The 24,360-nt window shown below is 69.1% G+C and carries 20 protein-coding genes and 2 tRNA genes; 17 read left to right on the top strand and 5 right to left on the bottom strand.

The window, feature by feature from the left end; all coding sequences use genetic code 11:
* Positions 1–14 precede the first annotated feature (14 nt).
* Entirely contained in the window at positions 15–752 is a 738-nt protein-coding gene (locus E1P53_RS05700; RefSeq protein ID WP_131733680.1) for a L,D-transpeptidase, read from the bottom strand.
* 253 nt (positions 753–1,005) lie between these two features.
* A complete protein-coding gene (locus tag E1P53_RS05695) occupies positions 1,006–1,191 on the bottom strand; it encodes a hypothetical protein (protein WP_109237702.1) in 186 nt (61 codons plus the stop codon).
* A 204-nt stretch (positions 1,192–1,395) separates the two neighbouring features.
* Between E1P53_RS05695 and E1P53_RS05690 the strand changes: the two genes are divergently transcribed.
* Positions 1,396–1,674 carry a hypothetical protein gene (locus E1P53_RS05690; RefSeq protein ID WP_244941115.1) on the top strand — a complete coding sequence of 93 codons (279 nt, stop codon included), beginning with the start codon at positions 1,396–1,398 and terminating at the stop codon, positions 1,672–1,674.
* 87 nt (positions 1,675–1,761) lie between these two features.
* Here the strand turns inward: E1P53_RS05690 and E1P53_RS05685 are convergent.
* A tRNA-Gly gene (locus E1P53_RS05685) sits at positions 1,762–1,832 on the bottom strand.
* Positions 1,833–2,055: 223 nt separating this feature from the next.
* Here E1P53_RS05685 and E1P53_RS05680 point away from each other — a divergent pair.
* From E1P53_RS05680 to clpX, 5 genes are all read left to right on the top strand, one after another.
* Positions 2,056–2,129 (top strand) — tRNA-Pro (locus tag E1P53_RS05680).
* 84 nt (positions 2,130–2,213) lie between these two features.
* Positions 2,214–3,572 (top strand): trigger factor, encoded by a 1,359-nt coding sequence (gene tig / locus E1P53_RS05675; protein WP_131733678.1) that lies wholly within the window; start codon positions 2,214–2,216, stop codon positions 3,570–3,572.
* A gap of 323 nt (positions 3,573–3,895) precedes the next feature.
* Positions 3,896–4,495 (top strand): ATP-dependent Clp protease proteolytic subunit, encoded by a 600-nt coding sequence (locus E1P53_RS05670; protein ID WP_131733677.1) that lies wholly within the window; start codon positions 3,896–3,898, stop codon positions 4,493–4,495.
* A gap of 58 nt (positions 4,496–4,553) precedes the next feature.
* Positions 4,554–5,252 carry an ATP-dependent Clp protease proteolytic subunit gene (locus tag E1P53_RS05665; protein WP_109237704.1) on the top strand — a complete coding sequence of 233 codons (699 nt, stop codon included), beginning with the start codon at positions 4,554–4,556 and terminating at the stop codon, positions 5,250–5,252.
* Between the two features lie 217 nt (positions 5,253–5,469).
* Positions 5,470–6,750 carry an ATP-dependent Clp protease ATP-binding subunit ClpX gene (gene clpX / locus E1P53_RS05660; RefSeq protein ID WP_006898470.1) on the top strand — a complete coding sequence of 427 codons (1,281 nt, stop codon included), beginning with the start codon at positions 5,470–5,472 and terminating at the stop codon, positions 6,748–6,750.
* Between the two features lie 80 nt (positions 6,751–6,830).
* Here clpX and E1P53_RS05655 read toward each other — a convergent pair whose 3' ends face one another.
* Positions 6,831–9,152, bottom strand: a complete 2,322-nt coding sequence (locus E1P53_RS05655) for an FdhF/YdeP family oxidoreductase (protein ID WP_131733676.1) — start codon at positions 9,150–9,152, stop codon at positions 6,831–6,833.
* Positions 9,153–9,201: 49 nt separating this feature from the next.
* Between E1P53_RS05655 and mobA the strand changes: the two genes are divergently transcribed.
* The 11 genes from mobA (at position 9,202) to proB (ending at position 23,469) form a co-directional block, all read left to right on the top strand.
* Positions 9,202–9,852, top strand: a complete 651-nt coding sequence (gene mobA / locus E1P53_RS05650; protein WP_006898472.1) for a molybdenum cofactor guanylyltransferase — start codon at positions 9,202–9,204, stop codon at positions 9,850–9,852.
* A 57-nt stretch (positions 9,853–9,909) separates the two neighbouring features.
* Positions 9,910–12,582, top strand: coding sequence for a valine--tRNA ligase (locus tag E1P53_RS05645; protein WP_131733675.1), 2,673 nt, complete (start codon positions 9,910–9,912; stop codon positions 12,580–12,582).
* Positions 12,579–14,093 (top strand): bifunctional tetrahydrofolate synthase/dihydrofolate synthase, encoded by a 1,515-nt coding sequence (gene folC / locus E1P53_RS05640; RefSeq protein WP_131733674.1) that lies wholly within the window; start codon positions 12,579–12,581, stop codon positions 14,091–14,093. The genes E1P53_RS05645 and folC overlap by 4 nt, the downstream gene beginning before the upstream one ends.
* Complete coding sequence (locus E1P53_RS05635) at positions 14,090–14,479, top strand: DUF4233 domain-containing protein (RefSeq protein WP_109237707.1); 390 nt, start codon at positions 14,090–14,092, stop codon at positions 14,477–14,479. The genes folC and E1P53_RS05635 overlap by 4 nt, the downstream gene beginning before the upstream one ends.
* 200 nt (positions 14,480–14,679) lie before the next feature.
* Positions 14,680–15,138: a hypothetical protein gene (locus tag E1P53_RS05630; RefSeq protein WP_006898476.1), complete on the top strand. Its 459-nt coding sequence runs from the start codon at positions 14,680–14,682 to the stop codon at positions 15,136–15,138.
* A 69-nt stretch (positions 15,139–15,207) separates the two neighbouring features.
* Positions 15,208–15,624, top strand: a complete 417-nt coding sequence (gene ndk, locus E1P53_RS05625; RefSeq protein WP_006898477.1) for a nucleoside-diphosphate kinase — start codon at positions 15,208–15,210, stop codon at positions 15,622–15,624.
* Between the two features lie 424 nt (positions 15,625–16,048).
* Positions 16,049–19,861 (top strand): translation initiation factor IF-2 N-terminal domain-containing protein, encoded by a 3,813-nt coding sequence (locus tag E1P53_RS05620; protein ID WP_131733673.1) that lies wholly within the window; start codon positions 16,049–16,051, stop codon positions 19,859–19,861.
* A 289-nt stretch (positions 19,862–20,150) separates the two neighbouring features.
* The gene (rplU, locus tag E1P53_RS05615) at positions 20,151–20,462 is read left to right on the top strand and encodes a 50S ribosomal protein L21 (RefSeq protein ID WP_006898479.1); all 312 of its coding nucleotides are present in this window, start codon (positions 20,151–20,153) and stop codon (positions 20,460–20,462) included.
* Between the two features lie 38 nt (positions 20,463–20,500).
* Positions 20,501–20,764, top strand: coding sequence for a 50S ribosomal protein L27 (gene rpmA / locus E1P53_RS05610; protein ID WP_006898480.1), 264 nt, complete (start codon positions 20,501–20,503; stop codon positions 20,762–20,764).
* Between the two features lie 96 nt (positions 20,765–20,860).
* Positions 20,861–22,327 (top strand): GTPase ObgE, encoded by a 1,467-nt coding sequence (obgE, locus tag E1P53_RS05605; protein ID WP_131733672.1) that lies wholly within the window; start codon positions 20,861–20,863, stop codon positions 22,325–22,327.
* On the top strand, positions 22,324–23,469 hold the full coding sequence (gene proB / locus E1P53_RS05600; protein WP_006898482.1) for a glutamate 5-kinase: 1,146 nt from the start codon (positions 22,324–22,326) through the stop codon (positions 23,467–23,469). Before obgE ends, proB begins: the two co-directional genes overlap by 4 nt.
* Here proB and E1P53_RS05595 read toward each other — a convergent pair.
* On the bottom strand, positions 23,436–24,356 hold the full coding sequence (locus E1P53_RS05595; protein ID WP_131733671.1) for an NAD-dependent protein deacetylase: 921 nt from the start codon (positions 24,354–24,356) through the stop codon (positions 23,436–23,438). The genes proB and E1P53_RS05595 overlap by 34 nt on opposite strands.
* Positions 24,357–24,360: the final 4 nt, after the last annotated feature.

The following is a 24,360-nucleotide window of genomic DNA, read 5'->3' as shown; positions in this document are numbered from 1 at the left end:
TGTCGGGGGTGCGACTAGTCGCCGGTGTACTGCCCGCCGATGGTGCCGCGCACCACGATCGGGGTGCCGCGCGGGATGTTGTCGTACACCCACTTGCCGTTCTCGGTCGAGACGTTGATGCAGCCGTGGCTGACGTTGCTCACGCCCTGCTGCTCGACCGACCACGGGGCGGCGTGGATGAAGATGCCGTCCCAGGACATGCGGGTCGCGTACTCGACGTAGGTTCGGTAACCCTCTGCGGAGTCGACCGGGACGCCGTACGTGGACGAGTCCATGTACATGTCGCGGTACTTCTCCTTGGTGTGGTAGACGCCGTTCGGGGTCGGATGCTTGTCCGAGCCCATCGAGATCGGCATCTTCTTGACGATCTCGCCGTCCTTCCACCACCAGATGGTGTGGGCCTTGTCGTCGGCGAGCGCGACGTAGCCCGTGGAGGTCTTGACGTTCGGCATGGCCGGCTCGGCCGGCTTCTCCGGCGTCTTGCTCGTCGACGGAGGCTGCGGGGTCTCCGGGGTCGACGGGGCCGGCGGGGTCGGCAGGCCGGGGATGTTCGGGATCTCGACGGGCGGAAGGCCCGGGATCACCGTGACCGGAGCGGCGTTCGCGACGCCGGGGAGGGCGAGAGCCATGGTCAGCACGCCCGCGGCGACGCCGGCGAGGCGTCGGGTCGAGCGTCGGCCTGCAGTCCGCGAGGTCGGAGCTTTTCTGGTCAGCACAGGTCGTACCTTCGGGTCGATGGATATCTCGCGCATCACCTGAAGCGCGATCCCATCGTTACACAACCGTTGCCTGGGGGCCAAGGAATGGCGGGACGGCTCACCCGACACGATCTCGAACGTCGGGTGCGACGTGGCAAAAACCCGAGGTGGGCGCGCCGCAGGCGATACCTGTGATCGTGGTCACAGATCGGGTCGGGAATGGAGCCGTCATCTCATCGGCATACATCCTCGCCCGCGGAGGCGGCCTCGACAACAGGATCACTTGTCCCAGTCGGGCGGGGTTTGCTCAGGCGGGTTGCGGGTGTTCGGTGCGGAGGTGGCGCGCCGGCTCCGCACACGTCTCGTCGCGGCAGACGAGCATGACATCGACTCGGCCGAGCCCGGTCTCGGACTCGACGACATCGCGGCGAATGTAGAGCGGCGCGCCGCAGGACTGACACTTTCGCTGGGTCTTGCTGTAGGTGGAGGACATGACTCCAGGGTACGCCTGTGTGGTTTGCGTCACAGGGGTATTGCAGCTCGGAAAACGCAGGCCGCAGGGGGTCTGATCAGGGGCAGAGTGGAACCGACGCCGAACGCGACAGCGGTGGGGCACGTGCTGCGCGTCTCGGGTCGGGGGCCGCTGCCGGGGTCGGCGTTCACAACCGACTACGGAACGGAAGAACCGATGAAGAGGATGGCTGTAACGACGATGTTCGCCCTGGGGGTTCTGGTGGGCGGCGTGGGGGTCGCCCATGCGGAGGGCTCTTGCACGATGCCCATCGCCAACGGGCAGGTGGCCCCGTGCCCGCCGCCGGTCATATCGACGGGGCCGGGGGATGAGTCCCCGGGTCCTGCGACGACGGGACCGACGTCGACGGGACCCAAGACCGAATACATCTACGAAGAGCCGTACTGGGATCCGTACGTCCCCTATGGCCCGTACGTGCCGTATGTCCCGTTCATCTCGGAGTGAGGGAGGGGTGTCGTCGGGGGATCGACGCCACACCCGGATGAAAGACGAGAGGCGAGGGTCGTCGTCGACCCTCGCCTCTCGCGTCAGAGCGGGTGACGGGAATCGAACCCGCGTAGCTAGTTTGGAAGACTAGGGCTCTACCATTGAGCTACACCCGCGTGCTCACGACCCGCGGTTGTCCCGCGCGGCGCTTGCGTTCAGAAACTGTACATAAAGTCGCGTCGGATTTCTAAATCGGGGTGGGCGCGTCGGGGCCGGGTTCGGTGCCCGGTGGGGTCCGGGGCACCCGTGCGTCACGCCGACGCCGGGGCCACGTACTATCTCCTGTTGGCCCTGATGTGCGGTCGGCCGCCAACGGCCTCGCCGCGACCTCCAGGACCGCGGGATGTGGCGCAGCTTGGTAGCGCATCCGCTTTGGGAGCGGAGGGTCGCAGGTTCAAATCCTGTCATCCCGACTCGTCGGTTGTGACCGTCACGGGTCACGGGAGCACATCCACCGAAACCGAACTTTTCATCAGACGCAGATATAAGGAGCAGGCGTGAAGAGCACTGTCGAGCAACTCACCCCGACGCGAGTGAAGCTCAACGTCGAGGTCCCGTTCGAGGAGCTGTCGGCAGACTTCGACCGGGCCTACCGGTCGTTGGCCCAGCAGATCCGGATCCCCGGGTTCCGGCCGGGCAAGGCGCCCGCCAAGTTGATCGAGGCCCGCGTCGGTCGCGACGCGATCCTGGCGCAGGTCGTCAACGACGCGCTTCCCGCCAAGTACTCCGAGGCGGTCGCCGAGACCGAGACCAAGGCCATCGGCCAGCCGGAGATCGACCTCGGTGAGCTGAAGTACGGCGAGACCATCAGCTTCACCGCAGAGGTCGACGTCCGTCCCGAGATCGAGCTCCCGGACTACTCGACCCTGTCGGTCACCGTCGACGCCATCGAGATCGACGAGGTCGACGTCGACGCCCAGCTCGAGAACCTGCGGGCGCGCTTCGGCACCCTCAAGGGGGTCGAGCGCGGCATCGAGAACGGCGACTTCGTGTCCATCGACCTCGAGGCCACCGTCGACGGCAAGCCGGTCGAGGAGGCCAGCACCGAGGGCCTGTCGCACGAGGTCGGCTCCGGTCAGCTCGTGGACGGCCTCGACGAGGCGCTCATCGGCCTGAAGGCCGGCGAGACCAAGGAGTTCACCACCAAGCTCGTCGCCGGTGAGCACGCCGGCGAGGAGGCCGTGGTCAAGGTGACCGTGCAGTCGGTCAAGGAGCGCGAGCTGCCCGAGGTCGACGACGAGTTCGCCCAGATGGCCAGCGAGTTCGACACCGTCGAGGAGCTGCGCAACAGCCTCCGCGAGCGCGTCGAGCAGTCCAAGAAGCTCGAACAGGCCAACAAGATCCGCGACGCCGTCCTCGACGAGCTGCTCGCCAAGATCGAGATCCCGCTGCCGGAGAAGATCGTCGAGGAGGAGATCGAGGGCCAGCAGCACCAGATCATCCACGCGCTCGGCCACGACGACGAGCAGGTCGCCAAGTTCCTCGAGGCACAGGGCAAGACCCGCGAGGAGTGGGACGCCGAGACCCGCGAGGAGGCCGAGAAGTCGGTCAAGCAGCAGCTGCTCCTCGATGCCATCGCGGACCAGCAGGACACCCAGGTCAGCCAGGACGAGCTGACCCAGCAGATCCTGTTCACCGCGCAGCGCTACGGCATGCCGCCGCAGGAGTTCATCCAGCAGCTGACCCAGGCCAACCAGGTCGGCGCCGTCTACGCCGACGTCCGCCGCGGCAAGTCGCTGGCCGCGATCGTCGGCCAGGTGACGGTCACCGACAGCAACGGCGCGGCCGTCGACACCGCCGAGTTCTTCGGCGGCAACGACGATGACGCCGACGAGGCCGCCGACTCGCAGGACTGAGTCCCGCCGCTGACGTCGGCGCCCCGCTCCGACGTTCGGCCCGCACCGCACGAACCGATCGCCGGTCCCCGCACGCAGGGGACCGGCGATCGGCGTCGATGCCGGGGTCTGCCCGTCCCGGATGTGCTCGAGTGCATCGACGCTTCGCCGACGTGACCTGTTCTGCTCTCAGCGAATACACGTGTCCTCGGCGGTGCCGACGGCGGGGGATTGACTAGTGTCGGTGAGGACGTCATCAGACAGATCGGAACATGCGCGACGCCCGGTCGGCTTCGCCGGCGGGACGCGCGCAGGTCATGACAACAAGGCAAAGGTAGGAATCCGTGAGTGAGCCGACCATCCACACACCCTCGATGAGTTCGGGTGTGGCTGGGTTGAACCTGACCGACTCGGTGTTCGAGCGTCTGCTGCGCGAACGCATCATCTTCCTGGGCACCCAGGTCGATGACGACATCGCCAACCGGCTCTGCGCCCAGATCCTGTTGCTCGCCGCCGAGGATCCGAGCAAGGACATCCACCTCTACATCAACTCGCCCGGTGGCTCGGTCACCGCGGGCATGGCCATCTTCGACACCATGCAGCTCGCCGAGTGCGACGTCGCGACCTACGCGATGGGCATGGCGGCGTCGATGGGGCAGTTCCTCCTCGCCGCCGGCACCAAGGGCAAGCGTCACGCCCTGCCGCACGCGCGCATCATGATGCATCAGCCCTCAGCCGGCATCGGCGGCACCGCGGCCGACATCGCCATCCAGGCCGAGCAGTTCGCGCTCACCAAGAAGGAGATGAACCGGCTCAACGCCGAGTTCAGCGGTCAGCCGCTCGAGAAGATCGAGCGCGACGCCGACCGCGACAAGTGGTTCACCGCGCAGGAGGCCCTCGAGTACGGCTTCGTCGACAAGGTGATCACCCGCGAGGGGCAGTGATCCCGCGGATCGCCCGACCAGCCACCTCCGAGCCACCCTCTACTCATTGGAGCAACAGATGACCAACTCCTTCTCGCTCGACGGACTGCCCGCCGAGGTCGCCGCCGGTATCCCCGCGTCGGCGTTGGCGCTCAAGAACATCGAGGCGCGCTACATCCTGCCGCAGTTCATCGAGCACACCCCCAACGGCCAGCGGCAGTACGACCCGTACGCCAAGCTGTTCGAGGAGCGCATCGTCTTCGTCGGCACGCCCATCGACCAGGTGGTGTCCAACGACGTCATGGCCCAGCTGCTCGTGCTCGAGTCGCAGGACCCCGATCGCGACATCACGATGTACATCAACTCGCCCGGCGGCAGCGTGCCCGACATGCTCGCCATCTACGACACGATGCAGTACGTCCACTGCGACATCGTGACCGTCTGCCTGGGTGAGGCCGCGTCGGCCGCTGCGATCCTGCTCGCCGGCGGAACCCCGGGCAAGCGCGCGGCACTGCCGAACGCGACCGTGCTGATCCACCAGCCCCGCACCGGCGGCGCCTACCAGGGCCAGGTCTCCGACCTCGAGATCCAGGCCGCCGAGATCGAGCGCATCCGCGATCGTCTCGACGAGATCCTCTCCAAGCACACCGGTCAGCCCAAGGAGAAGATCCGCAAGGACACCGACCGCGACAACATCCTGACCGCCCAGGCGGCCAAGGAATACGGAATCGTCGACGAGGTCTTCGAGTACCGCAAGAAGTCGATGAGGAAGTCCTGACCCTCGTCACAAACGAGTTCAGCTCGTCGCGGGGAAACCCCTCGGGAAATCTCCTCGCGACATTTGGCCTTATCGGTCGAAGTTCGGGCGACGCGCGGGTACCGTCGGGTTACCGGGCACAGGGATGTCGATCAGTCGACTCGTGCCCGCCTGCGTGCGACGCGACGGACGGACGAGACACCACAGTCCGGCAACGAGGAAGTAGGTACAACGCGAGATGGCACGAATCGGAGATGGCGGCGACCTGCTGAAGTGCTCTTTCTGCGGCAAGAGCCAGAAGCAGGTGAAGAAGCTCATCGCCGGTCCAGGCGTGTACATCTGCGATGAGTGCATCGACCTCTGCAACGAGATCATCGAGGAAGAGCTCGCCGAGAACGGCGACGTCAAGCTCGACGAACTCCCGAAGCCCGCGGAGATCCGGGACTTCCTGGAGAAGTACGTGATCGGGCAGGACAAGGCGAAGCGCACCCTCGCGGTGGCGGTCTACAACCACTACAAGCGCATCCAGGCGGGCGAGAAGAAGGACGCCCGCACGGGTGAGACCGTGGAACTGGCGAAGTCGAACATCCTGATGCTCGGCCCGACCGGTTGCGGCAAGACCTACCTCGCCCAGACCCTGGCCAAGATGCTCAACGTGCCGTTCGCGATCGCCGACGCCACCGCGCTGACCGAGGCCGGGTACGTGGGCGAGGACGTCGAGAACATCCTGCTGAAGCTGATCCAGGCCGCCGACTACGACGTCAAGCGCGCCGAGACCGGCATCATCTACATCGACGAGGTCGACAAGATCGCCCGCAAGAGCGAGAACCCGTCGATCACCCGCGACGTGTCCGGCGAGGGTGTCCAGCAGGCGCTGCTGAAGATCCTCGAGGGCACGCAGGCGTCGGTTCCGCCGCAGGGCGGGCGCAAGCATCCCCATCAGGAGTTCATCCAGATCGACACCACGAACGTCCTGTTCATCGTGGCGGGTGCGTTCGCCGGTCTGGAGAAGATCGTCTCCGAGCGGATCGGCAAGCGCGGCCTCGGCTTCGGCAACGAGGTCAAGGGCAAGGACGACATCGACACCACCGACCAGTTCGCCGACGTCATGCCGGAGGACCTGATCAAGTTCGGTCTCATCCCCGAGTTCATCGGCCGTCTCCCGGTCGTCGCCTCGGTGACCAACCTCGACAAGAAGTCGCTGGTGGCGATCCTGTCGGAGCCGAAGAACGCACTCGTGAAGCAGTACACCCGCCTGTTCGAGATGGACGGCGTGGAACTCGAGTTCACCCAGGATGCCCTCGAGGCGGTCGCCGACCAGGCGATCCACCGCGGCACAGGCGCCCGCGGTCTGCGCGCGATCATGGAAGAGGTCCTGCTGCCGGTGATGTACGACATCCCGAGCCGCGACGACGTCGCCAAGGTCGTGGTGACCGGTGAGACGGTGCGCGACAACGTGCTGCCGACCATCGTCCCGCGCAAGCCGTCGAGCGACGAGCGTCGCGACAAGAGCGCCTGACAGGCTTTCCATCTCCCGAGGACGAGAAAAGAATCCCCGCCCGGATCATCCGGGCGGGGATTCTTCTCGTAGGGGAGCGCTCAGGCCGGTTCGAGTCGGATGACCACCGCCTTGGACACCGGGGTGTTGGACTCCTTGGCCACCGAGTCGAGCGGGACCAGCGGGTTGGTCTCCGGGTAGTAGGCCGCGGCGTTGCCCCGCGGGGTGTCGTAGGCGACGATCTCGAAGTCGTGCACGCGACGCTCCTCGAGGCCGTCGGAGCCCCGGAACTCCGAGACGATGTCGACGTGCTGGCCGTCGCGGAGGCCGAGCGCGGTGATGTCGGCCGGGTTGACCATGATCACGCGCCGGTTGCCGGAGATGCCGCGATAACGGTCGTCGTGCCCGTAGACTGTGGTGTTGTACTGGTCGTGGCTGCGCAGCGTCTGCAGGATCAGCCGGCCTTCGGGGATGGGCACCCACTCGAGCGGATGGTGCGCGAAATGCGCCTTCCCGTCCGGGGTGTCGAACGATCGGCTGTCGCGCGGCGGATGGGGGAGCACGAAGCCGTCGCTGCGCCGGACGCGGATGTTGAAGTCCTCGAACCCCGGGATCACCCGCTCGATCCGATCGCGGATGACGTCGTAGTCGGACATGAGCTGCGCCCAGGGCACCGCGTGATCGGTCCCGAAGGCGCGCTGCGCGAGCTCGCAGACGATGGCGACCTCGCTGCGCAGCTGGTCGGAGACCGGCGGAAGGGAACCGCGCGACAGATGCACCACCGACATCGAGTCCTCCACCGAAACCCGTTGCGGCACACCGTCGACGACGTCGAGGTCGGTGCGGCCGAGGGTCGGCAGGATGAGGGCGTGGCGGCCCGTGGCGAGATGTGACTCGTTGAGCTTGGTCGAGACGTGCACGGTCAGCGCGCACTTGCCCAGTGCGGCGGCCGTGGCCTCGGTGTCCGGGGTCGCCGACACGAAGTTGCCGCCCATGGCCATGAACACCCGGACCCGGCCCGCGGCCATCGCCTTGATGGCCGCGACCGTGTCGTAGCCGTGCTTGCGGGGGCTGGTGATGCCGAACTCGGCGTCGAGGGCGGCCAGGAAGGATTCCGGCATCTTCTCGTAGATGCCCATCGTGCGATCGCCCTGCACGTTGGAATGCCCACGGACCGGGCACAGTCCGGCGCCGGGCTTGCCGATCATGCCGCGCAGCAGCAGCACGTTGGTGCCCTCGGCGATCGTGGCGACGGCATGACGGTGCTGGGTGAGTCCCATCGCCCAGCACAGCACGATGCGCTGTGAGGTGCGCACCGCGTCGGCGAGGTCCTCGATCTGCTTGCGGGCCAGGCCGGTGATGTCGGCGACCTCGTCGAGGTCGACGTCGTCGAGCAGGGCGAGGTAGTCGTCCACCCCGGCGCAGTGCTCGTCGAGGAACTCGTGGTCGAAGACGGCTCCCGGGGCGGCGCGTTCGGCGTCGCGCAGCAGTCGCGCGACCCCGCGGAACAGCGCCATGTCCGAGCCGAGGCGGAGCTGCAGGAAGTCGTCGGCGAGGGGTGTGCCGGAACCGAGGACGCCGCCGACCTTCTGCGGGTCCTTGAACCGCATCAGGCCGGCCTCGGGCAGGGGGTTGATCGCGACGATCCGCGCTCCGTTGTGCTTGGCCTTCTCCAGGGTCGCCAACATGCGGGGATGGTTGGTGCCCGGGTTCTGGCCGGCGATCAGGATCAGGTCCGCTGCCTCGAGATCGGGCACGGTCACCGATCCCTTGCCGATGCCGATCGACGTGCCCAGCGCGGCGCCGGACGACTCGTGGCACATGTTCGAGCAGTCGGGCAGGTTGTTGGTGCCGAGGCTCCGGGCGAACAGTTGGTAGACGAACGCCGCCTCGTTGCTGGTGCGGCCCGACGTGTAGAAGACCGCCTCATCCGGGGACGAGAGCGCGCCCAGCTCGTCGGCGATGATCCCGTAGGCCTCGTCCCAACTCACCGGCCGGTAGTGGGTGTCGCCCGGGGCCAGGTACATCGGGTGGGCCAGGCGCCCCTGCTGCGACAGCCAGTAGCCACTCCGGGTCCGCAGGTCCTCGACGCCGTGCCGCGCGAAGAACTCGGGCGTGACGGCGCGGCGGGTCGCCTCCTCGGCGACGGCCTTGGCGCCGTTCTCGCAGAACTCGGCGTGCTTGCGATGGCCGGGGGTCTCGGGCCAGGCGCAGCCCGGACAGTCGAAACCGTTGCGCTGGTTGAGGTGGAAGAGCGTCTGCGCGGTGCGCACGGGTCCCATCTGCTCGAGTCCGCGCTTGAGTGCGACCGCCACGGCGGGGACGCCGGCGGCCCACGTCTTGGGATGCTTGCGGTGGACCTCGCGGGGTTCGGTGATCGACGGCTCGGTGGTGCGGGGGTCACCCTGGGGGGAGGGGCTCATGATGACCATCTTGCCCCGCGGTGACGGGGTTTCGCGCAGACTGTTGGTTGTGACTCAAGACACCCCGAATCCGGAATCCATCCGCCTGGCGGGCATCGTCCTGGCCGGTGGCCGATCACGCCGCATGGGCAGCGACAAGGCCGCACTGGACTGGGAGGGCGAGCCGATGCTGGCCCGGGTGGTGCGGGTGCTGCAGGAGCGATGCGACCCGGTCCTGGTGGTGGCGGGCGAGAGGTCCGCGGCATACCAGGGCATCGACGACATCCGGGGTCGCGCCGCCCCGGGCATCGATCGCGACCGCGTGCGCTGGGTGACCGACGAGCAGGAGGGCGTCGGCCCGCTCGGCGGGCTGGTCGCCGGCCTGGCCGCGGCCGCCGACGCGGGCGCGCAGTACGCGTTCGTCTGCGCCACCGACATGCCGCTCATCGCGCCGGGACTGATCGACGAGCTGCGGCGCGGACTCACCGGCTCCACCCAGGCGGTGATCGCCCGCGACGCCCAGCGCGACCACCCGATGGCCGGGATCTACCGCACCGACACCGCGCCGGTGATAGCCGATCTCGTCGCCGGCGGCGAGCGGCGGATGCTCGGCGCCATCGAGGCCCTCACCACCCATCGCGTCGGGGTGTCGGAGCCGGACTGGCTCGTCAACGTCAACGCGCCCGAGGACCTGCACCGGCTGCGTGCGGTGTCGCGGTAGGGACCGGCCGCGCCGGGGCGGGACCGGCGGCGAGGTCACACCCGGCGGAAACATAGAATGGCGCCCGTGACATCACTCGACCCGACATCCGCGCTGCCCGAGAACGACCTGCCGAAATCTTGGGACCCGGCCGAGCACGAGTCGGCCCTCTACCAGGGCTGGGTAGATGCCGGCTACTTCACCGCCGACGCGACGAGTGACAAGCCCCCGTTCTCGATCGTGATCCCGCCGCCCAACGTCAACGGGTCGCTGCACATGGGTCACGCCTACGAGCACGTCCTCATGGACGCCCTCTGCCGTCGCCGGCGCATGCAGGGCTACGAGGTGCTCTGGCTGCCCGGCATGGACCACGCGGCGATCGCGATGCAGACGATGGTCGAGCGCAAGCTCGCCGCCGAGGGCAAGACCCGCGACGATCTCGGCCGCGAGGCCTTCATCGAGCGGGTGTGGGCCGAGAAGGCGGAGATCGGCGGCAACATCGGCGAGCAGATGCGGCGCCTCGGCGACGGCGTCGACTGGTCGCGCGAGCGCTTCACGATGGACGAGGGTCTCTCGCGCGCCGTGCACACCGTCTTCAAGAAGATGTTCGACGACGGGCTGATCTACCAGGCCGAGCGCCTGGTCAACTGGTCGCCGGTCCTCAAGACCGCGGTCAGCGACATCGAGGTCAGCTACGCCGACGTCGAGGGCGAGCTGGTCAGCTTCCGCTACGGCTCGCTGAACGACGACGAGCCGCACATCGTCGTGGCCACCACCCGTCTGGAGACGATGCTCGGCGACACCGCGATCGCCGTGCATCCCGACGACGAGCGGTACAAGCACCTCGTCGGCACCGAGCTGCCGCACCCGTTCCTCGACCGCACCATCCCGGTCATCGCCGACGACTACGTCGACCCCGAGTTCGGCAGCGGCGCGGTCAAGATCACCCCCGCACACGACCCGAACGACTTCGCGATCGGCCAGCGGCACAACCTGCCGATGCCGACGATCATGGACGAGTCGGCCCGGATCGCCGGCACCGGAACGCAGTTCGACGGCATGGACCGCTTCGAGGCGCGCGTCAAGGTGCGCGAGGCCCTCGCCGAGCAGGGGCGCATCGTCAAGGAGGTCCGTCCGTACCTGCACAGCGTCGGGCACTCCGAGCGCACCGGTGAGCCCATCGAGCCGCGCCTGTCGATGCAGTGGTGGGTCAAGGTCTCCGAGCTGGCCAAGGCCGCCGGCGACGCCGTCCGCGACGGCTCGACCGTCATCCACCCGAAGTCGATGGAGCCGCGCTGGTTCGCCTGGGTCGACGACATGCACGACTGGTGCATCTCGCGTCAGCTGTGGTGGGGCCACCGCATCCCGATCTGGTACGGCCCCGACGGCGACGTCATCTGCGTCGGTCCCGACGAAGAAGCGCCGGAGGGTTACGTCCAGGAGACCGACGTCCTCGACACCTGGTTCTCCTCGGGGCTGTGGCCGTTCTCCACGATGGGCTGGCCGGACGAGACCGCCGACCTCGAGAAGTTCTATCCCACTTCGGTCCTCGTGACCGGTTACGACATCCTGTTCTTCTGGGTGGCCCGGATGATGATGTTCGGCACCTACGTGGGCAAGGATCTCGGGCCGGACAAGAAGGTCCCGTTCCACAACCTGTTCCTGCACGGCCTCGTGCGCGACGAGCACGGCCGCAAGATGTCGAAGTCCAAGGGCAACGGCATCGACCCGCTCGACTGGGTGGAGCGCTACGGCGCCGACGCCCTGCGGTTCACCCTCGCCCGCGGCGCCAACCCGGGCGCCGACATCTCGGTCGGCGAGGACCACGCACAGTCGTCGCGCAACTTCGCGACCAAGCTGTACAACGCGACGAAGTTCGCGCTGATGAACGGCGCCAAGATCGCCGACCTGCCCGACGCCGCCGAGCTCACCGATGCCGACCGCTGGATCCTGGGTCGCCTCGACGAGGTCCTGGCCGAGGTCGACGCCGGCTTCGAGGCCTACGAGTTCTCCAAGGCGTGCGAGGCGCTCTACCACTTCGCCTGGGACGAGGTGTGCGACTGGTACCTGGAACTGGCGAAGGTCCAGTTCGCCGAGAACGACGAGGCGCGTTCGGAGAACACGCGGATCGTGCTCGGAGCGGTGCTCGAGCCGCTGCTGCGCGCCCTGAGCCCGGTCATGCCGTTCGTCACCGAGGTGCTGTGGAAGGCGCTGACCGGCGGCGAGTCGCTGGTCGTCGCGCAGTGGCCGGCCCCGTCGGGCCGCGACTGGTCGGCCGATTCGGCCGCCCGCATCGCCGACCTGCAGAAACTCATCACCGAGGTGCGCCGATTCCGCAGCGACCAGGGCCTGCGCCCGGGCCAGCGGGTGGCCGCGCAGTTCGAGGGCCTGGGGGAGTCGGGACTCGAACCGCTGCTGCCGTTCGTGCAGAGCCTCGCCCGCCTCGACGCGGCCGGACCCGACTTCGGGGCCACCGCGACCATCGAGGTGCGGCTGTCGGTCGGCACGGTCACCGTCGCCATCGACACCTCGGGCACGGTCGACGTGGAGGCAGAGCGCAAGCGCCTCACCAAGGACCTGACCGCCGCCGAGAAGGAACTCGCGACCACGTCGGGCAAGCTGGGCAACGAGCAGTTCCTGGCGAAGGCGCCCGACCACGTCGTCGACAAGATCCGTGAGCGGCAGCGGATCGCCGCCGAGGAGGTCGAGCGGCTGAAGGCCAAGCTGGCGAGTCTGGCCGGGCGAGCGTGAGCGACGAGAACGGCTTCCCCGCGGAGGATCCCGCCGTCGTGGGCGAGGATCCGCTGGGTCTGTCGTCGCTGCTGGACGACGAGGAACCGGCGCCGGCCCCCGAACCGCTGCGGGCCGGCGACAGCCCCGAGGACCTCGCCGAGCTCGCCGAGGTCGAGGCCGAACTCGACACCCGCTGGCCGGAGACGAAGATCGAGCCGTCGCTGACCCGGATCTCGGCGCTCATGGACCTGCTCGGGTCGCCGCAGCGCGCGTACCCGGCGATCCATATCGCCGGCACCAACGGCAAGACGTCGGTGACGCGCATGATCGACGCGCTGATGCTCGCGCTGCACCGGCGCACGGGCCGCATCACCAGCCCGCACCTGCAGCGGGTCACGGAGCGGATCTCGGTGGACGGCAAGCCGATCCCGGCGCGGACCTACATCGACACCTATCGCGAGCTCGAGCCCTACATCACGATGGTCGACGACAGCTCGACCGCGTCGGGCGGTCCGCGGATGAGCAAGTTCGAGGTGCTCACCGCGATGGCGTACGCCGTCTTCGCGGAGGCTCCGGTCGACCTCGCGGTGGTGGAGACCGGGATGGGCGGACGCTGGGACGCCACCAACGTCATCGACGGGACGGTCTCGGTGATCACACCGATCGCCATGGACCATGCCGACTACCTGGGTGACTCGCTCACCGCGATCGCCGGGGAGAAGGCGGGCATCATCAAGCCCGGGGACCCCGACGCGATCGGGGCCGTCGACCCGGTGACCATCATCGCCGAGCAGGCGCCCGAGGTCATGGACGTGTTGCTGCGGGCCGCCGTGGAGGCGGGAACCGTTGTGGCGCGCCAGGGTTCGGAGTTCGCCGTGCTCGACTCGGTGCTCGCCGTGGGCGGCCAGATGCTCACCATCCAGGGTCTCGGCGGGGTCTACGACGAGGTCTTCCTGCCGCTGCACGGCGCGCACCAGGCGGCCAACGCGGCGGTCGCGCTCGCAGCGGTCGAGGCGTTCTTCGGCGCGGGGCCCGATCGGCAGCTCGACGTCGACGCGATCCGCAGCGGCTTCGCGTCGGTCTCGAGTCCCGGACGGCTCGAACGCCTGCGCAGCGCCCCGACGGTGTTCGCCGACGCGGCGCACAACCCGCACGGCGCCGCCGCCCTCGCGCAGGCGCTGGCCGAGGAGTTCGACTTCCGCCGGCTCGTCGGCGTCGTCGGCGTGCTGGGGGACAAGGACGCGCGCGGGCTGCTCGAGGCACTCGAGCCCGTCTTCGACATGATCGTCGTCACCGACAACGGTTCGCCGCGGGCGCTCGACCCGGAGACGCTCGCCGAGTACGCGCACGAGGTGTTCGGCGAGGACCGCGTCGTCGTCAAGCCCTTCCTGCCCGACGCCGTCGAGGAGGCGATCGCACTGGCCGAGGAGGCCGACGGCGAACGCATCTCCGGCGCCGGGGTCGTCATCACCGGTTCGGTCGTCACCGCCGGTGCCGCACGCACACTGTTCAACAAGGAACCCACATGACCCGCTACACCCCGCCGACCACCGATCCGTGGAAGGGCCTGCGCGGCGTGATGGCCGGGACGATGATCCTCGAGGTCATCGTCGTGATCCTGGCGTTCCCGATCGTGTGGCGGCTCGGCGGCGGCCTGACCTGGTTGTCGGGCGGGTACCTCACGGTCCTCCTGGTGCTGATGATCCTGGCCTCGGGCATGCAGGGGCGGCCGTGGGCGCTCAACTTCGACCTCGCGTTGCAGGTCGCGGTGATCGTCGGCGGCCTCTTCCACTGGTCCATCGCGGCGGTTGGTCTCGTGTTCGGGTCGGTGTGGCTCTACATCCGCTATGTGAAGCTCGACGTCGAGAAGCGGATCGAGCAGGGGCAGCTCCCGGGTCAGGAACCGATCGACTGAACGTACCGGCGGACGGTCAACGTTGGTCAGGCGGCGCTTCGCCAGCCGCAAGACCTGTGTCCGGACCGTTATCGCCGAAGCGTGCCGCACAGGCGGTGTTGCTGCGACAATGGCGCATGCCGTGGGGGAGCCGAGGAGTTCCGCCCGGCCGCTTCCTGTCGCGACCCGATCGTGACGACACACCCGACGTGAGGACGTACGTGCAGTTCCTGCTCTCCCGCACCCCCGCCCGCTCCGATCGCACCCGCTCGCTCGCCTGCGCGGCACTCCTCGGCGCGGCAGCCGTCGCCCTCGGCGCTCCCGCTGTCGCGGCCGCCGATCCCGCCCCCGAGCAGACCCCCGAGGCGATCGCGGCGTTCACGGTGCCCACGGCCGACGCACCGGTCCCCGTGTCCGGCGGTGAATTCGGCTGGGTCGCGACCCACGCGATCACCAAGCAGCTGGCCGGGATGAACGCACCCGAGGCGATCGCGACGCTGCCGGTTCCGGCGCAGTACAAGCCGGCCAACCTCGGCCTGGCCCAGCAGTTCGATCTGGCCCTCACCGGTGCGCTGGCCTCGCCCGGCGGCTGCCTGCAGGTCGTCATCGATCCCCGATCGACGTCGGGCAATCTGTTCAACTACGGCTTCTTCCCGGTGGCAGGTGAGTACTGCTCCTGATCCCGGGCTCTCCCGACCGGGCCTCGCCTGCCGGGAGGCGGCATCGGGCCGGTCGTTAAGGTGTCTGTCGTGACTGAACGCACTCTCGTACTCATCAAGCCCGACGGCGTCAAGCGCAACCTCGTCGGCGACATCATCAGCCGGATCGAGCGCAAGGGCCTGTCCATCGTCGCCCTCGAACTCAAGACCGCGAGCGACGAGGTGGCCCGCGGCCACTACGCCGAACACGAGGGCAAGCCCTTCTACCCGTCGCTGCTGGAGTTCATCACCTCCGGCCCGCTGGTCGCCATGGTCCTCGAGGGGCACCGTGCGGTCGCGGCCTTCCGTCAGATCGCCGGCGGCACCGACCCGGTGGAGAAGGCCGTGCCCGGCACCATCCGCGGTGACTACGCCCTCGAGACCCAGTACAACATCGTCCACGGATCCGATTCGCCGGAATCGGCCGAGCGTGAGATCGCCCTCTGGTTCCCCGGACTCGCCGGCTGATTCTCTCGTCTCTTCTCCGACGCGCGCTTGCGTAAAGCGCATACTTTGCGGCCATCCGGCCGCCGTGTGGGATACTTGCACAGTTATCGCCGACACACTTTGTCGACGGTGGCCGGATGACGCGCCTAGGTTCGGCGCCTCGCGGTGCGGCCAGCTGCACCGCGATGCTCAAACCACAGCTGACCCCGCCGAGGTTTGGCTGCTGCCAGCAGCCGAGACTCAGGTATTGCCCTGTGCCCGGTGGCGTGGAAGGCGCCCGGGATGCGGTCATCGACACAGCAAGAGCGTTCTCTGCTGACCGGAAAGTCAGGTCCAGCACGACTACGCGCAGACCACACAACACCGGCCCGCAGTGGCCGGGACACAGAGCAGACCCTCGCGTGGCCGCGTCAGCCCGACGCGCCCGGGGGTTCGAGGAGACTGAGTGACCGACAACGGGTCACCGGCTGACGCGAACGCAGCGTCGGAACCGGTGGAGGAATTTCCCAGCAAACTTCGTGTGCACGCACTGGCCCGCTTCCTGGGGCTGACGAGCCGTCAGGTGCTGGCCCACCTGGCCACGCTCGGCGTGCAGACACGCAGCCCCCAATCGAGCGTCGACCGTGAGTTGGCGCAGGCCGTGGCCGAACGGGTCCGGGCGAACATCCCCGCCGAGGAGGTTGCCACCGCCGAGCCTGCGGCCGAGACCGCCCCGGCCGAGGAGCAGGCCGCAGAGGCCGCGACGGCTCCGGAACCGGAGGCCCCCTCCGCGGAACCGGCTGCCGAGGAGCCCGCGGCTGAGCAGGCTCCCGCCGAAGAGGCGGCCGACACCGCTGCCGAGGAGTCGGCAGAAGCGGCCGACGCGGCCTCGGCCGGCAAGGATGCGTCCGACGAGGCCGAGCCGGAACAGGGCCCGGCCGGCGAGCCCACTCCCGCCGACGAGCCGCTGAGCCTGTTCTCGGCGGCCTCGACGCAGTACCACGAGCCGATCGTCACGGCGCCGGTCCCCACGAACACGCCGTTCGACGTCGCACCCCTGTTCCTCCCGCCGCAGCCCCCGGCTCCGGGTGACGAGGTGGACGAGGACACCGCCGACGAGGTCGGAGGCGAGGCCGCGGCCGGTCGCGTGACCGCCGAGCAATCGAGCACGGACACCCCGGACGTTGAGACGACCGACACCGGCACCGGGACGACCGACACCGGCACCGGGACGACCGACGCCGAGACGACCGACACCGAGACGACCGGCACCGGAACCGGCGAGGACAAGGACTCCGAGTCCGACAACGACTCCGACGATTCGGGATCGGGTTCGGGCCGTAGCCGCCGTCGTCGCCGGGGACGCCGCGGTCGTGGCCGCGGTCGCGGCGACCAGGGCGCCGATGCCGAGAACAACGACGACTCGACCAGTGGCGACTCGACCAATGGCGACTCGAACAACGGCGACTCGTCGGACTCCGATGACTCCGACGACGCGGCGGGGGAATCCGCCGACGAATCGGCAGGGGAGTCCGCCACGGGGTCGGAGGACTCCGACTCCGGCGAGGGCGCCCCGACCGGTCGACGTCGCCGGCGCAGCCGTCGCTCGTCGTCTGCGTCCCAGGGCGGCGAGTCCGACACGGACGAGTCCTCGGAATCGCAGGACAAGGAGTCCGGCGACTCCGAGACCGCGAGCAAGGACGCCAAGAAGGGCAACCAGGACAAAACCGGGGACAAGAACGCGCAGGACAAGGACGGCGGGGCCGAGGACGACTCCGAGGGCGCAGAGTCCGACGACGAGTCGGGCTCCGACTCCGAGGGCTCGGACTCGGGCGAGGTGTCGTCGACGCGTCGCCGCCGTCGTCGTCGCCGTCGCAAGGGTGTCTCCGAGCCCGACGAGGGCTCGCCCGACGATCCGCCGAACACCGTCGTGCACGAGCGGGAGCCCCGCAGCAAGCGGGCCCGCGACGAGGTCCAGGGGATCTCGGGTTCCACTCGGCTCGAAGCCAAGCGTCAGCGCCGCCGGGACGGCCGCGACGCCGGCCGTCGCCGCCCGCCGATCCTGACCGAGTCGGAGTTCCTCGCGCGCCGCGAGGCCGTCGACCGGGTGATGGTGGTGCGCGAGCGCAGCGCCAACAGCCGCATCGTCGACGCCGACGACCACCAGCCCGTCGAGGACTACACCCAGGTCGCCGTGCTCGAGGACGGCGTCCTCGTCGAACACTTCGTCACCACCGCGAACTCCGCGTCGATGGTCGGCAACATCTACCTCGGCCGCGTGCAGAACGTCCTGCCCGGCATGGAGGCGGCGTTCGTCGACATCGGCCGCGGCCGCAACGGCGTGCTCTACGCCGGCGAGGTCAACTGGGACGCCGCCGGACTCGACGGCGGGTCCCGCAAGATCGAGCAGGCGCTCAAGCCCGGAGACAACGTCCTGGTGCAGGTCAGCAAGGACCCGGTCGGCCACAAGGGCGCCCGCCTGACCACCCAGATCTCACTGGCCGGTCGTTACCTCGTGTACGTGCCCGGCGGCTCGTCGACCGGCATCAGCCGCAAGCTGCCCGACGTCGAGCGCAAGCGGCTCAAGCAGATCCTGGCCAAGCTCGTCCCCGACGACGCCGGCGTCATCATCCGCACCGCCTCCGAAGGCGTGAGCGCCGAGGAGCTCGGTGCGGACATCGCCCGTCTCGAGGCGCAGTGGAAGTCCATCGAGGAAGCGGTCGAGACGGCCAAGAAGAGCGGCTCGACGGCGCCCAAGGCGCTCTACGAGGAGCCCGACCTGCTCGTGCGGGTGGTGCGCGACCTCTTCAACGAGGACTTCAAGAAGCTCGTCGTCGAGGGCGACAACGCATGGAACCTGGTCGAGGGCTACATCAGCTCGGTGGCTCCCGACCTCATGGAGCGCGTGGAGAAGTTCAGCAAGCCGCACGCCGACGCACCGGACTCGTTCGCCGTCCACCGCATCGACGAGCAGCTGGCCAAGGCGCTCGACCGCAAGGTGTGGCTGCCGTCGGGCGGCACGCTGATCATCGAGCACACCGAGGCGATGACGGTCATCGACGTCAACACCGGCAAGTTCACCGGATCGGGCGGCAACCTCGAGGAGACGGTCACTCGCAACAACCTCGAGGCGGCCGAGGAGATCGTGCGGCAGATGCGCCTGCGCGACATCGGCGGCATGATCATCGTCGACTTCATCGACATGGTGCTCGAGTCGAACCGCGATCTGGTGCTGCGGCGCCTCACCGAGGCGCTCGCCCGTGACCGGACCCGCCACCAGGTGTCTGAGGTGACCTCGCTCGGCCTGGTCCAGATGACGCGCAAGCGGCTGGGCACCGGCCTGCTTGAGGCCTTCTCGACCACGTGCACCACGTGTGGCGGGCGTGGGCTCATCGTCCACCAGAACCCGGTCGAGGTCCGACCCGACGACTCGGCGCGCGCCGAGGGCGGTTCCAAACGGTCGCGCCGAGGCAAGAAGAAGTCCGAGCCGGCCGCACCGGAGGCGAAGCCGGCGGCGCTGCCGCCGCACAAGCCGGCCGCCGAGCACCCGCTGTTCCGCGCCATGGCCGCGCACCACCACGACGAGGATCATGAGGGTGAGCACGTCGAGGAGGCGCACGTCCGGGCCGACGAGGTCCAGGTCGAGGAGAGCTCGGCAGCCGAGGGCAAGGCGGTCGCCGAGGCGGGGGAGACCCGCGCCGAGAAGTGCGCGGCCGGTCCGAAGGGCGACGAGACCAAAGCCGCTGAGACCAAGGCCGCTGAGACCACGGCCGCTGAAACCAAGGTCGACGAGGCCAAGGCCGATGGGGCCAAGGTCGACGAGGCCGGCGCCGCGACAGCCGAGGGCGACGAGACCGAGGCCGAGAAGGCGGAGGGCGAGAAGACCGAGGGCGAGCAGTCGGAGGGCGAGCAGTCGGAGGGCGAGCAGTCGGAGGGCACCGCTGCGGAAGCCGACGAGGCCGCCGACAGCACGCCGGTGGTCGAGCAGGAACCGGAGTCGCAGGCCGCACGCGAACCGGCCGGCGAGGCGCCCGAGACCGGCGACAAGCCCGCCGCGACCACCCGCCGTCGTCGCCGCGCCGTGCGCCGTCCGGTGCAGACGACCACCGCGCCGGAGAACGTCGTCATGACCGCATCCGATGCAGCACCGGCCCCGGAGCCGACGACGACCTTCGGGCCGATCTCGTCGGACCCTGCCGAACCGGTTGTCGCGGTCCGGCGTCGTCCGCGGCGTCGGACGGCCGGGCGGCCTGCGGGGCCGCCCCCGGCGGACGACTGATCGTTCGAGGTGAAGGGGCGGCGGGCCGAGTTTGACCCGGCCACCGCCGTTCCCGTAACCTTGAAAGGTCGCCTCCCGCGGAGGGTCTGCGCTGTTCTGTGCTGAGCTGTGACTCGGCAACAGCCACGGTGCGAATCCCGTGGCAGGCCCTCTGGTGTGATCTGCAGCCACTCCCGGTCGCCATGACTGGGTGGATTGCGGCCCGCGCCGGCATGCACTACACGAACGCCTTCGAAAGCGCCCGGCGCTGGCGAAGGGCCCGACCAGACGAGTAAGAGGAAGAACTTCGATGGCAACGTACGCGATCGTCAAGACCGGCGGTAAGCAGTACAAGGTCGCTGAGGGCGACATTGTCAAGGTCGAGAAGATCGACGGGGAACCCGGCACCGAGGTGAAGCTGCCGGTCGCGTTGGTCGTCGACGGCTCGAACCTGACCACCGACGCCGACGAGCTGGCCAAGATCTCGGTCACCGGCGAGGTCGTGGAGCACGTCAAGGGCCCCAAGATCCGCATTCACAAGTTCAAGAACAAGACCGGCTACCACAAGCGCCAGGGCCACCGTCAGAAGCTGACGGTCCTGAAGGTCACCGGCATCAAGTAGTTCGATCAGCTTCGCGAAGACCTCAGGAGGACTGACAGATGGCACATAAGAAGGGCGCATCCAGCTCGCGCAACGGTCGCGATTCCAACGCCAAGCGACTCGGCGTCAAGCGTTTCGGCGGCCAGCAGGTGAACGCCGGCGAGATCCTGGTCCGTCAGCGCGGCACCAAGTTCCACCCGGGCGTGAACGTCGGCCGCGGCGGCGACGACACCCTGTTCGCCCTCGCTTCGGGCGCGGTGGAGTTCGGCACCAAGCGTGGCCGCAAGACGGTCAACATCGTCCCGGAGACCGCTCAGGTCTGACCCGAGCACTCCGGCACACAAGCCTTTACACAGGGCGGGCAGGGTCATCGCGTACCCGGCCCGCCCTGTCTTTTTCCACGGAAGTAAGGAAGTTCGATGTCACGGTTCGTCGACCGCGTGACCATTCACGTCGCGGCGGGCAATGGTGGCCACGGTTGCGCCTCGGTCCACCGGGAGAAGTTCAAGCCTCTCGGCGGCCCGGACGGCGGCAACGGCGGCAACGGCGGCTCGGTGAAGCTCGTCGTCGACCCGCAGGTCCACACCCTGCTCGACTTCCACTTCCGTCCGCACGCCAAGGCGAGCAACGGCAAGCCCGGCGCGGGCGACAACCGCGACGGCGCCAAGGGCGAGGACCTCATCCTGAAGGTTCCCGACGGCACCGTCGTCCTCGACGAGAACGGCACCATCCTCGCCGACCTGGTGGGGGAGGGAACCGAGTTCGAGGCCGCCCAGGGCGGTCGCGGCGGTCTCGGCAACGCGGCCCTGGCGTCGAAGGCGCGCAAGGCCCCCGGCTTCGCGTTGCTGGGAGAGGAGGGCGAGCAGCGCTCGCTGGTCCTCGAGCTGAAGTCCGTCGCCGACGTCGGCCTGGTGGGCTTCCCGTCGGCGGGCAAGTCCTCGCTGGTGTCGGTGTTGTCGGCGGCGAAGCCGAAGATCGCCGACTATCCGTTCACCACCCTGGTGCCGAATCTCGGCGTCGTGCAGACCGCGGGCGACGTGTTCACCATCGCCGACGTCCCCGGCCTCATCCCCGGCGCCTCGACCGGGCGCGGCCTCGGTCTGGAGTTCCTGCGCCACCTCGAGCGGTGCGCGGTGCTCGCACACGTCGTCGACTGCGCGACCCTCGAACCCGGACGCGACCCGATCTCCGACATCGACGCCCTCGAGGCCGAACTCGCCGCGTACAAGCCCGCGCTCGACGCCGACCACGGCCTCGGCGACCTCGCCTCGCGCCCGCGTGTGGTGATCCTGAACAAGATCGACGTGCCCGACGCCGCGGAACTCGCCGATCTCGTGGAACCCGAACTGGCCGAACGCGGCTGGCCGGTCTTCCGCATCTCAGCGGTGTCGCACGAGGGCCTGCGCGAGCTGACCTTTGCGCTGGCGAAGATGGTCCGCGAGTACCGGGAATCCCAGCCCGCCAAGCAACCGCGCCGGGCGATCATCCGGCCCAAGGCGGTCGACGACGCCGGTTTCACCATCGTTCCCGATCCCGAGATCGAGGGTGGGTTCATCGTGCGGGGCGCGCGCCCCGAGCGCTGGGTCCGGCAGACGCAGTTCGACAACGACGAGGCCGTCGGCTATCTGGCCGACCGGCTCAACCGCCTCGGCGTCGAGGACGAACTGGTCAAGCTGGGCGCCCAGCCGGGTGCGCCGGTCACCATCGGCGACGTCACCTTCGACTGGGAGCCGACCACCCCGGTGGGCGACGAGGTGCCGCTGACCGGGCGTGGCACCGACATCCGCCTGGAGCGCAACGAACGCGTGGGCGCCGCCGAACGCAAGCAGGCCCGCCGCCTGCGGCGCGGGCTGCCGCTCGAGGACGGAGAGCAGGACCTGTCGTGACCGCGGAGACGAGCATCGGGTTCCCCACCGTGCGGGAGCAGATCGCACACGCGCGCAGCGTCGTGGTGAAGATCGGCTCGTCGGCGCTGACCGACCTCGACGAGGGGCTCGACCGCGACCGGCTCGACGCCCTCGCCGACGCCCTGGAGGCGCGGATGCGCGCCGGATCGGATGTCATCGTGGTGTCCTCCGGCGCGGTGAGCGCCGGTCTCGCCCCGCTCGGGCTGAAGAAGCGTCCCAAGGACCTCGCCACCAAGCAGGCCGCGGCCAGCGTCGGCCAGCTGGCGCTCGCGCACGCCTGGGGCACTTCGTTCGCCCGTTACGGGCGCACCGTCGGGCAGGTCCTGCTGACCGCCGACGACATCAACAACCGCAGCCATCACGCCAACGCCCAGCGCACGCTCGATCGCCTGCGCTCCCTCGGTGCCGTTGCCGTCGTGAACGAGAACGACACCGTCGCCACCAACGAGATCCGCTTCGGCGACAACGACCGGCTGGCCGCGCTCGTGGCGCACCTGTCCGGTGCCGACGCGCTCATCCTGCTCTCCGATGTGGACGGCCTCTACGACGGTGATCCCCGCAAGGTCGGCGTCGACGGCCGCCGAGCCCAGTTCATCCCCGAGGTGAACGGACCCGAGGACCTCGACGGTGTGATCGCCGGCTCCGGCGGCGCGCTCGGCACCGGCGGCATGGCCTCGAAACTGGCCGCCGCCCGCCTGTCCGCGGATGCCGGAGTGCCGGTGCTGCTGGCGGCGGCGTCCTCGGCGGCGCAGGCGCTGGCCGACGCCTCGGTCGGGACGGTGTTCGCCGCCCGGCCCGAACGCTTGTCCGCACGCCGATTCTGGGTGCGGCACGCCGCCGACGCCAGCGGCCAGATCGTCCTGGACGACGGTGCGGTCGCGGCCGTGTCGCGCAGGCGTCGGTCGCTCCTCGCGGCCGGTGTGACCGGGGTGAACGGCCGGTTCTTCTCCGGCGACGTCGTCGAGCTCGTCGACCAGAACGGCCGGGTGGTCGCCCGCGGCGTCGCCTCGTACGACTTCGACGACGTGACGTCCATGCTGGGCCGCCACACCGACGAGCTACCCCCGGATCTGCAGCGCCCGGTGGTTCACGCCGACGACCTGGTGGTCGTCGCCCGCTGACCGGGCTCGGCCGTGCGCGCCAGTTCCGGCAGCACGACCCCGGCCCGGTGGTCGATCTTGAGCGTCGCGAGCTCGTCGGCGCGCGTGTGCCCGCGGTTGACGATGACGATGGGCTTTCCTGCGCGGTGCGCTCGCCGGGCGAACCGCAGCCCCGACATGACGGTGAGCGAGGACCCGACCACGAGTAGGGCGTCGGCGTCGTCGACGACGGAGAATGCTTGCTCTACAAGGGGTTTGGGTACCGCTTCGCCGAAGTAGACGATGTCGGGCTTGAGGATGCCGCCGCACTGCGGACAGTCGATCATCACGAAGTCCGAGGTGTCGGTGAGTGTCGCGTCGGCATCCGGGGCCACCTCGATCGCGCCGCGTCCTGCCACCCGCTCGGCAAAGCCGGGGTTGAGCGACTCGAGCCGTGCGGCGAGCCGATGCCGCGAGATCCGCCAGTCACAGCTCAGACAACGCACGCGTCCGTAGCAGCCGTGGAGTTCGATGACGCCCCGCGTCCCCGCCTTGGTGTGGAGCATGTCCACGTTCTGCGTGATGACCGTCGACACCCGCCCGGCCCGCTGCAGATCGGTGAGCGCCAGGTGCGCGGAACTGGGGCGCGCGGCGTCCATGTGACGCCAGCCGAGATGGTTGCGCGCCCAGTAGTGTCGCCGGAACTCCGGCGACGACAGGAACATCTCCAGCGTCATCGGGGTACGCGGCGGCGAACCCGGGCTGCGGTAATCCGGGATGCCGGACTCGGTGGAGATGCCGGCGCCGGTCAGGACCGCCGCCCGGCATCCGGCGAGCATGTCGGCGGCCTCGGCGATGCGGTCCTCGACGTCGGCGTCGAGCGGGGTGGGCTCGACGGGGATGTCACCGAGCTGAAGACGAGTGCGCACCCTG

This window comes from Gordonia paraffinivorans (assembly GCF_900683595.1).
GTDB lineage: Bacteria > Actinomycetota > Actinomycetes > Mycobacteriales > Mycobacteriaceae > Gordonia > Gordonia paraffinivorans.
Note: the sequence above shows the minus strand (reverse complement) of the source record. Positions and strands in the feature narration are given on the sequence as shown.

Excerpts from the sequence above, each read along its gene's own strand:
- E1P53_RS05700 (WP_131733680.1), bottom strand. The coding sequence starts at position 752 with ATGCGCGAGATATCCATCGACCCGAAGGTACGACCTGTGCTGACCAGA.
- E1P53_RS05695 (WP_109237702.1), bottom strand. The coding sequence starts at position 1,191 with ATGTCCTCCACCTACAGCAAGACCCAGCGAAAGTGTCAGTCCTGCGGC.
- E1P53_RS05690 (WP_244941115.1), top strand. The coding sequence starts at position 1,396 with ATGGCTGTAACGACGATGTTCGCCCTGGGGGTTCTGGTGGGCGGCGTG.
- E1P53_RS05665 (WP_109237704.1), top strand. The coding sequence starts at position 4,554 with ATGACCAACTCCTTCTCGCTCGACGGACTGCCCGCCGAGGTCGCCGCC.
- clpX (WP_006898470.1), top strand. The coding sequence starts at position 5,470 with ATGGCACGAATCGGAGATGGCGGCGACCTGCTGAAGTGCTCTTTCTGC.
- E1P53_RS05655 (WP_131733676.1), bottom strand. The coding sequence starts at position 9,152 with ATGAGCCCCTCCCCCCAGGGTGACCCCCGCACCACCGAGCCGTCGATC.
- E1P53_RS05645 (WP_131733675.1), top strand. The coding sequence starts at position 9,910 with ATGGCGCCCGTGACATCACTCGACCCGACATCCGCGCTGCCCGAGAAC.
- E1P53_RS05635 (WP_109237707.1), top strand. The coding sequence starts at position 14,090 with ATGACCCGCTACACCCCGCCGACCACCGATCCGTGGAAGGGCCTGCGC.
- rplU (WP_006898479.1), top strand. The coding sequence starts at position 20,151 with ATGGCAACGTACGCGATCGTCAAGACCGGCGGTAAGCAGTACAAGGTC.
- rpmA (WP_006898480.1), top strand. The coding sequence starts at position 20,501 with ATGGCACATAAGAAGGGCGCATCCAGCTCGCGCAACGGTCGCGATTCC.
- obgE (WP_131733672.1), top strand. The coding sequence starts at position 20,861 with ATGTCACGGTTCGTCGACCGCGTGACCATTCACGTCGCGGCGGGCAAT.